11 protein-coding genes are annotated in these 14,148 nt (G+C 68.9%); 1 reads left to right on the forward strand and 10 read right to left on the reverse strand.

Translation table 11 applies throughout. The annotated features are described in order from the left end of the window. From VGS97_RS25265 to VGS97_RS25295, 7 genes are all read right to left on the reverse strand, one after another. The coding region (locus tag VGS97_RS25265) for a fumarylacetoacetate hydrolase family protein (protein ID WP_326856147.1) at window positions 1-637 on the reverse strand (637 nt) is incomplete at its 3' end. 107 nt (window positions 638-744) lie between these two features. Further along, window positions 745-2,412, reverse strand: coding sequence for a citramalate synthase (gene cimA, locus VGS97_RS25270; RefSeq protein WP_414641830.1), 1,668 nt, complete (start codon window positions 2,410-2,412; stop codon window positions 745-747). A gap of 197 nt (window positions 2,413-2,609) precedes the next feature. Further along, on the reverse strand, window positions 2,610-3,710 hold the full coding sequence (locus VGS97_RS25275; RefSeq protein ID WP_326856149.1) for a branched-chain amino acid aminotransferase: 1,101 nt from the start codon (window positions 3,708-3,710) through the stop codon (window positions 2,610-2,612). 131 nt (window positions 3,711-3,841) lie between these two features. Continuing rightward, window positions 3,842-4,951, reverse strand: a complete 1,110-nt coding sequence (locus VGS97_RS25280; protein WP_326856150.1) for a 3-isopropylmalate dehydrogenase — start codon at window positions 4,949-4,951, stop codon at window positions 3,842-3,844. A 122-nt stretch (window positions 4,952-5,073) separates the two neighbouring features. Further along, the gene (locus VGS97_RS25285; protein ID WP_326856151.1) at window positions 5,074-5,358 is read right to left on the reverse strand and encodes a hypothetical protein; all 285 of its coding nucleotides are present in this window, start codon (window positions 5,356-5,358) and stop codon (window positions 5,074-5,076) included. A 324-nt stretch (window positions 5,359-5,682) separates the two neighbouring features. After that, complete coding sequence (serA, locus tag VGS97_RS25290; RefSeq protein WP_326856152.1) at window positions 5,683-7,269, reverse strand: phosphoglycerate dehydrogenase; 1,587 nt, start codon at window positions 7,267-7,269, stop codon at window positions 5,683-5,685. A gap of 342 nt (window positions 7,270-7,611) precedes the next feature. Continuing rightward, entirely contained in the window at window positions 7,612-9,381 is a 1,770-nt protein-coding gene (locus VGS97_RS25295; protein ID WP_326856153.1) for an ABC transporter family substrate-binding protein, read from the reverse strand. A 201-nt stretch (window positions 9,382-9,582) separates the two neighbouring features. On the opposite strand from VGS97_RS25295, the gene VGS97_RS25300 reads away from it, so the two are divergent. Further along, a complete protein-coding gene (locus tag VGS97_RS25300; RefSeq protein ID WP_326856154.1) occupies window positions 9,583-10,176 on the forward strand; it encodes a Uma2 family endonuclease in 594 nt (197 codons plus the stop codon). 95 nt (window positions 10,177-10,271) lie between these two features. On the opposite strand, the gene ilvC is transcribed toward VGS97_RS25300, so the two are convergent. From ilvC to VGS97_RS25315, 3 genes are all read right to left on the reverse strand, one after another. Beyond that, complete coding sequence (gene ilvC / locus VGS97_RS25305; protein WP_326856155.1) at window positions 10,272-11,273, reverse strand: ketol-acid reductoisomerase; 1,002 nt, start codon at window positions 11,271-11,273, stop codon at window positions 10,272-10,274. Between the two features lie 159 nt (window positions 11,274-11,432). Further along, window positions 11,433-12,005, reverse strand: coding sequence for an acetolactate synthase small subunit (gene ilvN / locus VGS97_RS25310; RefSeq protein ID WP_326856156.1), 573 nt, complete (start codon window positions 12,003-12,005; stop codon window positions 11,433-11,435). A gap of 44 nt (window positions 12,006-12,049) precedes the next feature. Next, window positions 12,050-13,903: an acetolactate synthase large subunit gene (locus VGS97_RS25315; protein ID WP_326856157.1), complete on the reverse strand. Its 1,854-nt coding sequence runs from the start codon at window positions 13,901-13,903 to the stop codon at window positions 12,050-12,052. Window positions 13,904-14,148 lie beyond the last annotated feature (245 nt).

The following is a 14,148-nucleotide window of genomic DNA, read 5'->3' on the forward strand; positions in this document are numbered from 1 at the left end:
CATCGCGGATCATCTGTGAGGTGCGGCCGGCTTGCTTCAAGTCGTCGTTGACGGTGCAGGTGACGGCCAGGTCGGCGGGATCGACGTCGGTGTCGATCCACGGGCCGAGCGGGCAGAAGGTGTCGAAACCCTTTGCTCTCCCCCACTGCACCTCGGCGCGTTGCAGGTCGCGCGCGGTCACGTCGTTGGCGCAGGTGTAGCCGAGGATGACGTCTTTGGCGCGATCGCGCGGCACCTGGCGGCAGAGGCGGCCGATCACGATGGCGAGTTCCGCCTCGAAGTGCACTTCCTTGGAGATCTCGGGATAGGCGATCGTCTCGTTCGGGCCGATGACGCTGGTCGAGGGCTTGAGGAAGGTGATGGCGACCTCGGGGACCTCGTGGCCGAGTTCCTTTGCGTGGTCGGCGTAGTTGCGGCCGATCGCGGCGATCTTGCTGGGCAGGACCGGGGCGAGCAGACGCACCTCGTCCAGCGGCCAAGCGCGGCCGGTCGGCTGCGGGTCCGGGGTGAAGGGGTGGCCGGCCAGCTCGGCGATCACCATGGCGTCGGGCCGGTCCGGCTCGCCCTCGACCAGGCCGAAGCGCACGGACCCGGCGTCGGCTGCGGTATCCGGCAGGGAGAATCTCGCGATGCGCACGGCTCTGAGCCTACCTGGAGGTGACGATGGCGATGGAACGCATCGTCGGTGCCGGCTCAGGGCTGGCTCAGTGCCGACTCGGTGCCAGCTCTGGTGATCGGCGGTTGTCAGCGGTGGTCGCGCAGGAGGCCGTAGGTGACGGCGTCCACGATCGCGGTCCACGAGGCGGCGACGATGTTCTCCTCCACGCCGACGGTCGACCAGTTCGCTTCGCCGTCGCTCGTCTCGATCAGCACGCGGGTGCGTGACGACGTGCCGTGATCGCCTTCGAGGATGCGCACCTTGTAGTCGGTCAGTTCGAGGCGGCCGAGCCCGGGGTAGAGCTGGCCGAGGGCTTGGCGCAGCGCGGTGTCGAGCGCGTTGACCGGGCCGTTGCCTTCGCCGGTGGCGATGATCCGCTCGCCCTTGGCGTGCACCTTGACGGTGGCCTCGCTCACGTGGCGGCCGTCCGCGGTCTCCTCGACGATCACCCGCCAGGACTCGACGGTGAAGAACGAGGCGGGCTCGCCGTCGAGTTCGGTGCGCAGGAGCAGTTCGAACGAGGCGTCTGCGGCCTCGAAGGAGTGCCCCGAGGCTTCGAGTTCCTTGACCCGGTCGGTGATCCGGGTGAGCGCGGCGCGGTCGCCGGACAGGTCGTAGCCCAGTTCGCGGCTCTTGAGCTCGATGTTGGAGCGGCCAGCCATGTCGGAGACCAGCACCCGCATGTCGTTGCCTACAACTGCCGGGTCGATGTGCTGGTAGAGGTCGGCGTCGGCCTTGAGCGCGGAGGCGTGGATGCCGGCCTTGTGCGCGAACGCGGAGAAGCCGACGTACGGCTGCTTGCTGTACGGCGCGACGTTGGTCACCTCGGAGATCGCGTGCGCGATCCGGGTCATCTCGGCGAGGGAGGCGTCGGGCACCACCCGGCGGTTCTTCTTGAGCTGGAGGTTGGCGACGATGGTGAACAGGTTCGCGTTGCCGGTGCGCTCGCCGTAGCCGTTGGCCGCGCCCTGCACGTGCGTGGCCCCGGCGTCGATCGCGGCAAGGGAGTTGGCGACCGCGCAACCGGAGTCGTCGTGGCAGTGGATGCCGATGCGGGCCGAGGTGCTGGCGACGACGTCGGCCACAGCGTCGCCGATCTGGTTCGGCAGCATGCCGCCGTTGGTGTCGCAGAGCGCGACGAGGTCCGCGCCGGCCTCGACGGCGGTACGCACGCATTCGAACGCGTAGTCGCGGTCGAGCAGGTAGCCGTCGAAGAAGTGCTCCGCGTCGACGAAGACCCGTCGGCCCTCGGCGACGAGGTGGGTGACGGTGTCCCGCCACATCGCCAGGTTCTCGCGCAGGTCGGTCTTGAGCGCGAGCTCGACGTGGCGGGGGTGCGCCTTCGCGACGAGGGTCACGATCGGCGCGCCGGATTCGCGCAGTGCGGCCACCAGGGGGTCGTCGGCGGCCTTCACACCGGAACGGCGGGTCATGCCGAACGCGGCGAGCTGCGCGTGCTTCAGCTCTAGCTCTGTTTGAGCGCGTCTGAAGAATTCGGTGTCCTTGGGGTTCGCCCCGGGCCAACCGCCCTCGATGAATCCGACCGCGAGCCCGTCGAGGTGCCGAGCGATGGCGAGTTTGTCGGCGACCGAGGGGCTCAGCCCCTCCTGCTGCATGCCGTCGCGCAGCGTGGTGTCGTAGACGTGGAAGTCGTCGCTCTTCACGCTCTTCACGCTGGTCATGGTCGCTTCCTCGCTCTCGGGTGGTGGACCGAAAAACAAAAGACCCCTCGCGGTCGCGAGAGGTCTGCGCATCGGCGGCGGGCCGAGGAATCACCGTTCAGCCCTGTGCTGATGCGCCTCGGCTAATAATCTGCCGGGTCCACATGGCCGCGAGTCTGCCACGGTTTCAGCGGCGTGAACAACGTGGTCCGCTATGTGGGATGCGGTGAAGCCCCTGTGTCATCAGGGGCTTCACCGGGTTCGTGGCACGGGAGGGAATGCGGGGCAGGTCAGTCCTCGATCTTGTAGAGCCAGCCGTGCTTGTCCGGGACGACGCCGCGCTGGATGCCGAGAAGGTGCTCCCGCAGGCGCATGGTGACCGCGCCGGGAGTGCCGTCGGCGACGGTGAACTCCTCGGTCTTCGACTTCACACGGCCGACCGGGGTGACCACGGCGGCCGTGCCGCAGCCGAACACCTCGGTCAGCGCCCCGGAGGCGGCGTCGGCGCGCCACTGCGCGACCGAGATCCGGCCCTCCTCGGCCGGGATGCCGAGATCGGCCGCGGCCGTCAGCAGCGAGTCGCGGGTGATGCCGGGCAGCAGCGAGCCGGACAGGCCGGGGGTGAGCAGCCGTGCGTCGTCGCCTTCGCCGTACACGAAGAACAGGTTGTTCGAGCCCATCTCCTCGACGTAGCGGTGCTCGACCGCGTCGAGCCAGCAAACCTGGTCGCAGCCCTCTTCCACGGCCTGCGCCTGGGCCATGAACGACGCGGCGTAGTTGCCCGCGCACTTGGCCTCGCCGGTGCCGCCGGGCGCGGCGCGCACGTAGTCCTCGCAGAGCCAGACCCGCACCGGCTTGATCCCGCCGCTGAAGTAGGCGCCGGCCGGCGAGGCGATCAGCAGGAACAGGTACTCCCCGGCCGGCCGGTTCACGCCGAGGCCGCTCTCCGTGGCGAACATGAACGGACGCAGGTAGAGCGACTTCTCCGGATCGTCCGGCACCCACGCCGCGTCCTGGCGGACGAGGGCGTCGATCGCGCCGAGGAACAGTTCCCCGGGCATCTCGGGCATGCCCATCCGGCGGGCCGAGCGGATCATCCGCGCGGCGTTGGACTGCGGGCGGAACGAGGCGATCGAGCCGTCCTGCTGGCGGTAGGCCTTGAGGCCCTCGAAGATCTCCTGGCCGTAGTGCAGTGCGGCGGTCGCCGGGTCGAGCTCGATCGGGCCGTAGGGGCGCAGCTGCGCGTCGTGCCAGCCGCGGCCCGCGGTGTACTTGATCGTGACCATGTGGTCGGTGAAGTGCTTGCCGAAACCGGGATCGGCGAGAATCGCGGCGCGCTGGGCGGCCGCGAGCGGCTCACTGGTCGGTTTGAGCTCGATGGTCGTCGTCATCGCTGGTGTCCTCTTATGTGGTGGCCGGTGCCGGTCGGTGACCGTGACGGCCCCCGCGAAGGGACACGGTGCGGGACCGTCACACTGACTTTTCTCGCCTAGTGAGACGGTAACCCAATACGACTACCGACTCATCTGTCTACCCCGGCCGCGTCGCCGGACGTCTCGCCGGGTACGCCGGTGCGGACCGCCGTCACCTGCGCGGCGATGGCGTCGCCCACCTCGGCGGTGGTGCGTGGGCCGAGCTTGGCCCGCTCGGCGAGATCCGCCTCGGCGGCTGCCTCGATGGCGCGCGCCGCGGCCGAAAGCCCGGGGCCGTGGCCGTGCTCGGCGAGGTGGTGCAGGAGCAGCGCGCCCGAAAGGATCGCCGCGGTGGGGTCGGCCTTCCCGGTACCGGCGATGTCCGGAGCCGAACCGTGTACGGGCTCGAACATCGAGGGGAAGGCGCCGTCCGGGTTGACGTTCCCGGAGGCGGCCAGGCCGATGCCGCCGGTCACGGCTGCGGCCAGGTCCGTGATGATGTCGCCGAAGAGGTTGTCGGTGACGATCACGTCGAAGCGCTCGGGCGCGGTGGTCAGGAAGATGGTGGCCGCGTCCACGTGCAGGTAGTCGGTGGTTACCTCGGGGTACTCGGCCGCGACCGCGTCGAAGATCCGCTTCCACAGCCGCCCGGCGTATACCAGGACGTTGTTCTTGTGCACGAGCGTGAGCTTGCGGCGCGGCCGGGCGGCGGCGCGGGCGAAGGCGTCGCGCACCACGCGCTCGATGCCGAACGCGGTGTTGAGCGAAACCTCGGTCGCCACCTCCTGCGGGGTACCGGTGCGCAGCGAACCGCCGTTGCCCGTGTACGGGCCCTCGGTGCCCTCCCGCACCACCACGAAGTCGATCGGCGCCTCACTGCGCAGCGGGCCGGTCACGCCCGGGAACAGCTTGGAAGGCCGCAGGTTCACGTAGTGGTCGAACGCGAAGCGCAGCCGCAGCAACAGCCCGCGCTCCAGCACGCCGCTGGGAACGGTCGGGTCGCCGACCGCGCCGAGCAGGATCGCGTCGTGGCCGCGCAGCCGCTCCAGGGTCTCGTCGGCCAGCGTCTCCCCGGTGGCGTGCCAGTGCTGGGCGCCGAGGTCGTACTCGGTGGTCCCGAGTCCGACCCGATCAGGCAGCGCCGCGCGCAACACCTTGAGCGCCTCGGCGGTGACCTCGGGGCCGATGCCGTCGCCGCCGATGACGGCGAGGTCGATCAACTGCCGGCCTGTGCCGGTTGACTGCGCGGTACCAACTGACTGCACAGTGCTGGTTGACGGGGTTTCATCAGACGACGCCGTGCTGGAGACCATGCGGGCGAGCCTAACGCTCGTCTCGCCGCTTAAACACCGACCGTCCGCGATATGGAACGCACTACTTCGCGGCGGCTGCGGCGCGCCTCGGCCCGCGCCGCAGCCGACCGGGCCGAGTCGCCGGTAGTCGCGGTGTCCGCCGCGCTCGCGGCGGGCGTGCCCGCGCTCGCACCGGGCTCGTCGTCGCGCCAGTCGTAGGCGTCCTGCAAAGCGCGCCGGGCGTGTGCCCGTGCGTCGCCCTCGTCCGCGGGCGCACCGAGGGTGCGCGCGGCCGAGGCAGGTCGCGTCCGATCGCCGTTCTCGTGCTCGTACATCGTGTTCCGTCCCTGGCCAGAGGTGAGTGCTACTGGCGGCTGGTCGTCATAGCTGCGGGTACGGACACGTTTGGCTTGTGGCCGAAAACGCGGTCCTGACCGGACCCGGCCGGCGCGCGGGGTGATGCGCCGATACTCGGAAGTCCTAGCAATTCAAGGTACCTGCCGGCGCGGCCGTTGTCTCTCCCATTGCTCGGACGTCCTATTATCTGAGACGTCGCAGAACACGTAGACCCCCGCTCCGAGCCGGAGCGGGGGTCGGTTGCGTCCGTGATGACGTTGAACGCTCAGGTCACGGCGGTGCCGGAGTACAGCGGCGCCGGATTACGGCAGCGAGACCGCGCGGCCCCAGGAGGCGCCGACGGCGTCGGAGATCTCGGTGAGCACCTCGGCCGGGATCGCGGAGTCCACGGTCAGAGCGATCAGCGTCTCGCCGCCCTTGGCCGAGCGGGAGACCTGCATCCCGGCGATGTTGATGTTGGACTCGCCGAGCAGGCCGCCGACGAGGCCGACCACGCCGGGGCGGTCGACGTACTGGAAGAAGGCCGAGTGCTCGGAGAGCGCCAGATCCACGGTGAAGCCGTTGATGTCGACGATCTTCTCGGCGGACCGCGGGCCGGACAGCGTGCCGGAGACCGAGACCACCTCGCCGGAGGCGAGGGTGCCGCGCACGGTCACCACGTTGCGGTAGTCCGGGGACTCGGAGGTGGTGGTCAGCCGCACTTCGAGGCCGCGCTCCTGGGCCAGCAGCGGGGCGTTGACGTAGGAGACCGAGCCCTCGACGACGTCGGCGAACACGCCCTTGAGCGCGGAGAGCTCCAGCACCTTGACATCGTGCTGGGTGATCTCGCCGGCCACGATCACGTCGAGCTGCTGGGCGCCACCGCCGGCCAGGCCGGTGAACAGCCGGCCGAGGTTCTCGGCCAGCGGCAGGCCGGGGCGCACGTCCTCGGCGATGGTGCCGCCCTGCACGTTGACCGCGTCCGGCACCAGTTCGCCGGCCAGCGCCTGGCGCACCGAGCGGGCCACCGCGATGCCCGCCTTCTCCTGCGCCTCGTCAGTCGAGGCGCCCAGGTGCGGGGTGACCACGACCGAGTCCAGCTCGAACAGCGGCGAGTCGGTGCACGGCTCCTTCGCGTACACGTCGATGCCGGCGCCGGCGACCCGGCCCTCCTTGATCGCGGCGGCCAGCGCGGTCTCGTCCACCAGACCGCCGCGGGCGACGTTGATGATCCGCACGGTCGGCTTGACCTTGCGCAGCGCCTCCTCGCCGATCAGACCGAGCGTCTCGGGGGTCTTGGGCATGTGCACGGTGATGAAGTCCGAGGCGGCCAGCAGTTCGTCGAGGGTGACCAGCTGCGCGCCGATCTGCGCGGCCTTTCCGGCCTGCACGTACGGGTCGTAGGCCAGCAGCTTCACGCCGAACGGCAGCAGCCGCGCGGCGACCAGGGCGCCGATGCGGCCGAGGCCGACGATGCCGACGCTCTTGCCGTCCAGCTCGATGCCGGTGTACTTCGAGCGGGCCCACTTGCCGCCCTTGAGCGCGGCGTTGGCGCTGGCCAGGTTGCGGGCGCTGGCCAGGATGTGCGCGATGGTCAGCTCGGCGGCGGAGATGATGTTCGAGGTCGGGGCGTTGACCACCATCGCGCCGGCCTTGGTGGCCGCGGTGATGTCCACGTTGTCCAGGCCGACCCCGGCACGGGCGATGACGCGCAGCCGCTTGGCGGCCGCGATCGCCTCGGCGTCGACCTGGGTGGCCGAGCGCACCAGGATCGCGTCGACGTCGGCGATGGCCGGCAGCAGCTGGGCGCGGTCGGCCCCGTCGCAGTACCGGACTTCGAAGTCGGGGCCGAGGGCCTCGACGGTGGCGGGGCTGAGCTCTTCGGCGATGAGCACCACGGGCTTGGGCACGTTCGGTGTCCTCCGGTCGTCCGTCAGGGGGAATAACGGAAATGCGCCCGGGGCCACCACGCTGTGGTCCTGGCAGATTGAAACGGCTGTAGCACCGTTGTGTTAACTCTGGATGTCCTGCAACCGCTCTGGGGCCATGGTACAGATTCGGCGGCGAGAATCGAGGCCCCGAAAGCGGGTCGTTCCGATACCCGCACGACGCCTGTGGGTAGCGGTGCGGACACGTTCCGCCAGCTCGCCGCGCACTCCATGCCATCACAGCACGCTGAGGCTCTCCGCGTGATGACATGCCGCCGACCAAGTGTAAGAGGTCTCAGGCGGCGGGGCTCCGGCACCGCGCGGTCACGAGCCGGAGGCCTTCAGACCCCACTGCTGGATGTCGTAGGTCGGACCGATCTGGGTGCTGTTGTCGCGTACGTTGCCGAGCTTGGGGTCGAAGGCGATGAGCGTCGGCTTCTGGTAGAGCGGCAGGGTGTAGGCGTCCTGGCTGATCTGGTCGTCCGCCTTGTTCAGATCGGTGGTGATGGCGGCCGGGTCGGTCGCGGTGGCCGCGGCGTTGAGCCAGCGGTCCACCTCCGGATTCGAGTAGCCGCCGTAGTTGCTGCCGCCGCCGGTGACGTACAGCGGCTGGTTCGCGGAGGCCGGGAACGGCGTGGCGACCCAGGCGAAGACGACGATGTCGTACGTGTAGTTGGTGCCACTCTGCGAGAGCGTGGCGCCGAGGTTGTCGGTCGGCGAGACGTCGACCGTGATGCCGAGCTTGGCCATGTCGGCGGCGAACAGGTCGGACTCGTCCTGGCGGATCTCGTCACCGGCGGTGTACTTGAGCGAGAAGGCCGGGATCGTAGCGCCGTCCGGGGCGGTGAGCCGGCCGCCGGTGGCGGCGTTCTTGAAACCCGCGTCGGTCAGCAGCTTGCGCGCCTTGGCGGCGTCACCGCTGCCGAGGCCGTACTTGGCCAGGTTGTCCTGGTAGCGGGCCTGGTTGTGCACGAACATCCGGTTGTCCAGCGTCGTGGCGGTCGGCTGGAACTGCCAGATGGTCTTGCTGAGCATGTCAGTGCGGTCGACCGCGGTGAACATCGCGGTGCGCAGCGTCTTGCCCCAGGTCTTGTCGCCGAGCACCGGATTCTTCAGGTTGAAGTCGAAGTGCTCGAACTGGAGGCCCGAGTCGATGTGGTACGTGACGGCGCCACCCATGCTCTTGACCTGGTTGACCAGGTCGGCCTGCGGCTGCGGGTAGATCCCGTCCACCTCGCGGTTCCGCAGGGCGGCGGGCTCCTGCGTGGAGTCGGTGATGGACCGGAAGACGACCTGGTCGAGCCTGGCCGCGGGGCCGTAGTACTTCGCGTTGCGGCTGAGGGTGACCGAGGACCTGTCCGAGGAGACCGAACTGACCGTGAACGGTCCGCCGGAGACCGTCGGCGGGTTCGCGCCGAACCAGGTGAACGACGCCTCGTCACTGCCGTGCTGCCTGGCGACGTGCGCCGGGTAGAGCGGACCGAACAGCGACTTCCAGTCGGCGAACGGGGTCTTGAACACCACGGTGACGGTCTTGCCGCCGTCCGAGCCGGTGACCGACTGGATCTGGTCGTACCCGATGCTGGTGGCATTGGGGATGTTGGCGTCGGCGCCGTTCTGCACCTGCCATGCGTAGACGAAGTCGTCGGCATCGATCGGGACGCCGTCGGACCAGACGGCATCCTGCTTAATCCTGTAGACGACGGTCTGCGGGCTGGTGCCGGTCTGCGCGGCGCTTTCCAGCAGGTCCGGGTTCATCGCGACGGAGTACGAGGGGTTCGCGATGAATGTGTAGGGATAAATCCCGTTGAGCACTTGGCCGGAGTCGAAGGTGTTGCCGTCGGCGGACAGCAGATTCCAGTTCTCGACGGTCTTCCCAATGGCCCAGGTGACCTTGCCGCCGCTCTGTACGGTGGCGTCGTTGAAGCCGTCCGCAGCCGCGGTGCCCGCCAGGTTGGCGTCCGCGGCCAAGCCGCTCCCGCCGTCGGTCCCGCCGCAGCCGGTCACAGTCAGCCCGAGCACCAATGTTCCCGCCGCGGGCCACGCCGCCAGCTGCCGGAAGCGGCGCACGCCACTCGTCCCAGACCCGGACATGCGTACTCCTTCGTCCTAGACCCTCCAAAGGACAAAATAGGGTGAATACGATGAAAAGTGGTGGAGGCGCCACCGGACGTGCGACTGCCACGGCGCCTTATAACTCACCTAGACTCACGCATAAGGGTGAAGACGCACGGTTCCGGTGGACGGAGATCACGGATCATGGACGCTGGTCACGACCGAGAAAGGAGCGGTGACATGTCCGTAGCCGTAGACCACGTACACGAGACGGAACTGCTCGACCCGCACGCGCAGCTCAAAACCTTCTGGGAAGAGCTCGACATCCCACACGGATGGCGCGCGGAGATCCTGGAAGGGACCGTCGTCGTGACGCCACCACCCGCGTTCATGCACAACCGTGCCGCCTCGCGGCTCATCCGCATTCTGGCAGGTGCGATCCCCGACGAGTGGGACATCTATCCGGAACTGGGAATCCGACTGGCTTCCACCGGCGACCTCTACATTCCTGATCTGACAATCTGCCCGCCCGAAGTCCAACCCACGGAGGGGAAAGTAGTGCTCGCCGAGCACACACTGCTCGTGGTTGAGATCACCTCGCCGGCCAACGCAGATCACGATCGCAAGCGGAAGCTATGGGGCTACGCCCACGGACTCGTGCCGCTGTACTTGCTCATCGATCCACACGCTTCGGATGGCCCGCATGTCGCGCTGTTTTCCAAGCCTGACAAGGGCATCTACCTGAGTATGACGCGCGTTCCTTATGGTGACCCGATCACGCTGCCGGCGCCGTTCGACTTGAAGATCGATACGGACCAGTTCCCGCGCAAGTGACGAACCGACACGCGCCCGGCCCACTTTCGCCGGGCCGGGCGCGTCGGGTGAATTCGAACGACTGCGGTCAGGCGGCCACGATCAGGCAGCCGCGATCAGGCTTCCGCGTCGACCCAGGACATCAGCTTGCGCAGCCGCTTGCCGACCTGCTCGACCGGGTGGTTGGTGGTCGCGTCGTAGTACTTCTGGAACTCCTTGAGGCCGCCGTCGTACTCGGCGATCCACTGGTCGGTGAACTGGCCGGACTGGATCTCGGCGAGCACCTTGCGCATCTCCGCGCGGGTGGCGTCGGTGATGATGCGCGGGCCGGACTTGTAGCCGCCCCACTCGGCGGTCTCGGAGACCGACCAGTTCATCTTGGACAGGCCGCCCTCGTAGATCAGGTCCACGATCAGCTTGAGCTCGTGCAGGCACTCGAAGTAGGCGATCTCCGGCTCGTAGCCCGCCTCGGTCAACGTCTCGAAGCCGGCCTTGATCAGCTCCTCGACGCCGCCGCAGAGCACGACCTGCTCACCGAACAGGTCGGTCTCGGTCTCGTCCTTGAAGGTGGTCTTGATGACCCCGGCACGGGTGCCGCCGATGCCCTTGGCGTAGGACAGCGCCAGCTCCAGCGCCTTGCCGGACGCGTCCTGCTCGACCGCGACCAGGCAGGGCACGCCGAAGCCGTCGTTGAACTGACGGCGCACCAGGTGGCCGGGACCCTTGGGCGCGACCATCGCCACGTCCACCTCGGCCGGGGGCTTGATCAGGCCGTAGCGGATGTTCAGGCCGTGGCCGAAGAAGATCGCGTCGCCCTCCGCCAGGTTCGGCAGCACGGCCTCCTGGTAGACGCTGCGCTGCACCGGGTCCGGCACCAGGATCATGATGACGTCGGCCTCTTCGCAGGCCTCGGCCGGGGTGACCACGCGCAGGCCCTCCTCCTGCGCCTTGGCCCGCGACTTCGAGGTCTCCAGCAGACCGACCCGCACGTCCGCCCCGGAGTCGCGCAGCGAGAGCGCGTGCGCGTGGCCCTGCGAGCCGTAGCCGAGGACGGCGACGTGCCGGTTCTGGATCACCGAGAGGTCGGCGTCGTCCTCGTAGAACATCTCAACAGCCATGATGACTTTCCGCGTCTTTCTCTCGCTTGACGGTGTTAAAGGCTCTTCGTTAAAGGCTCTTCGAACCTGGCCGGGGTTTCTTGTGCGGCGGCAAGCTCGCTCGACGCCGCGCGTCGGCGGACCCTGCACCACGGCCCCGGCAAAGTTCGAAGAGCGTGATTAGGCGGCGCGCTCGACAGAACGCAGCGTGCGGTCGGTGATCGAACGCGGGCCGCGGCCTATCGCGACCATGCCCGACTGAACCAGTTCCTTGACCCCGAAGGGCTCCAGCACTCGGAGCATCGCGTCCAGTTTGGCGGACTCCCCGGTGCACTCGATGACCAGGGAGTCGACCGAGACGTCCACGACGCGGGCGCCGAACGGCTCGATCGTGGCGAGTACCTGGTGGCGCTCGGTGGCGTCGGCGCGCACCTTGACCAGTATCAGCTCGCGGTGCACCGAGGCGCCGGACTCCAGCTCGACGATCTTGAGCACGTTGACCAGCTTGTTGAGCTGCTTGGTGACCTGCTCAAGCGGGTGCTCCTCGACGTTGACCACCAGGGTGATCCGGGAGATCTCCGCGTACTCGGTCGGCCCGACGGCGAGGGACTCGATGTTGAATCCGCGCCGGGAGAACAGCGCGGCGACCCGGGCCAGCACGCCCGGCTTGTTCTCGACCAGCACCGAGAGGGTGTGAGTCTGGCCCGGATGGCCCTGGACCGCGTGCGCGGTGTGGCTGCTCTGGATGCTCATCGTGCTCTGTTCCCCTCACTCACTCTTCGGTGTCGCCACGGTGCTTATTCATCGTCGACTCCGTCGAAGACCGGGCGCATCCCGCGCGCCGCCAGGATCTCGTCGTTGGAGACGCCGGCCGGGACCATCGGCCAGACCATCGCGTCCTGGTGCACCACGAAGTCCACCACGACCGGGGCGTCGTCGATCGCCATCGCCTTCTCGATCGTCGCGTCCACCTGGTCCGGGGACTCGCAGCGCAGCCCGACGCAGCCGTACGCCTCGGCCAGCTTGACGAAGTCCGGCACCCGCCGCGGCTCGGCGCCGCCCACCGAGGAGACCCCGGGCCCGGCGGCCAGCGTGGTGTTCGAGTAGCGCTGGTTGTAGAACAGCGTCTGCCACTGCCTGACCATGCCGAGCGTGCCGTTGTTGATCACCGCGACCTTGATCGGGATCTCGTTGATCACGCAGGTGGCCAGCTCCTGGTTGGTCATCTGGAAGCAGCCGTCGCCGTCGATGGCCCAGACGGTCGCCTCGGGGCGGCCTGCCTTGGCGCCCATCGCCGCCGGCAGCGCGTAGCCCATGGTGCCCGCGCCGCCGGAGTTGAGGAACGTGCCCGGGTTCTCGTAGTTGATGAACTGCGCGGCCCACATCTGGTGCTGGCCCACGCCGGTGGTGAAGACCGCCTCGGGCCCGGCGATCCTGCCGAGCCGCTCGATGACGAACTGCGGGGCCAGGCTGCCCTTGACCGTCTCGTAGCCGAGCGGATACCTGGTCCGCCAGGTCTCCAGGCTGGACCACCAAGCCGCGTAGTCGCAGACCCGCCCGGCGGCGTGCTCGGCGCGCACGGCCGTGGCCAGGTCGGTGATCACCTCGGCGCAGTCGCCCACGATCGGCACGTCGGCGACCCGGTTCTTGGAGATCTCCGCCGGGTCGATGTCGGCGTGCACCACCTTGGCCTCGGGGGCGAAGGAGGACAGCTTGCCGGTGACCCGGTCGTCGAAGCGGGCGCCCAGTGCGATGATCAGATCAGACTTCTGAAGCGCGGTGACCGCGGCGACCGTGCCGTGCATGCCGGGCATCCCGAGGTGCAGCGGGTGGCTGTCCGGGAACGCGCCGCGGGCCATCAGGGTCGTGACGACCGGCGCGCCGGTGAGCTCGGCGAGGACGCGCAGTTGCGCGGTCGCGCGGGCCTTGAGCACCCCGCCGCCGACGTAGAGCACCGGCCGCTTGGCCTCGACGATCATCCGGGCCGCCTCACGGATCTGCTTGGCGTGCGGCTTGGACACCGGGCGGTAGCCGGGCAGGTCGAGCTCGACCGGCCAGCGGAAGGTCGTCGGGCTCTGCATCGCGTCCTTGGCGATGTCCACCAGCACCGGGCCGGGACGGCCGGTCGCCGCGATGTGGAAGGCCTCCGCGATGGTGCGCGCGATGTCCTCGGGCCGGGTGACCAGGAAGTTGTGCTTGGTGATCGGCATGGTGATGCCGACGATGTCCGCCTCCTGGAAGGCGTCGGTGCCGATCGACGCGGCGTTGACCTGGCCGGTGATCGCCACGATGGGCACCGAGTCCATGTGCGCGTCGGCGATCGGGGTGACCAGGTTGGTCGCGCCCGGCCCGGAGGTCGCCATGCACACCCCGACCCTGCCGGTGGCCTGCGCGTAGCCGGTGGCCGCGTGCCCCGCGCCCTGCTCGTGCCGGACCAGGATGTGCCGGACGCGGGTCGAGTCGAGCAGCGGGTCGTAGGCGGGCAGGATCGCCCCGCCCGGGTAGCCGAAGATGGTGTCGACGCCCGATTCCTCAAGCGCGCGGATGAGGGCCTGCGCGCCGGTCATCGGGATGCCTGCGGTCGCGACGCGCTGCGTACCGTGGCTGTGGGGCTGGGGACCCGGGGCCGCCGCTCTGGCCTGCTCGGTCATGGTCTGGCTTCTCTCGCTCGGTCCGGGCCGCCGCCCGGGACGCGTCTTCTTGGCCAACAAAAAATCCCCCGGCCCGTAAGGGCAACCGAGGGATGCGCGCTGGCGTGGAGCCCGGAGGCTGTCAGCCGGCGCGCTGGCCGAGTACGAGCTCGTGTGCGTGCATAAAGGCGATCCGCATGGGCTAGACACTCTCGCGGCCGGACCGGCTCCGTCAAGCCGGGCGCGAAGCCGTCTCGGAATCCGGA

Origin of the sequence: Actinocrinis sp., from assembly GCF_035946395.1 — a bacterium.
Lineage (GTDB): Bacteria > Actinomycetota > Actinomycetes > Streptomycetales > Catenulisporaceae > Actinocrinis.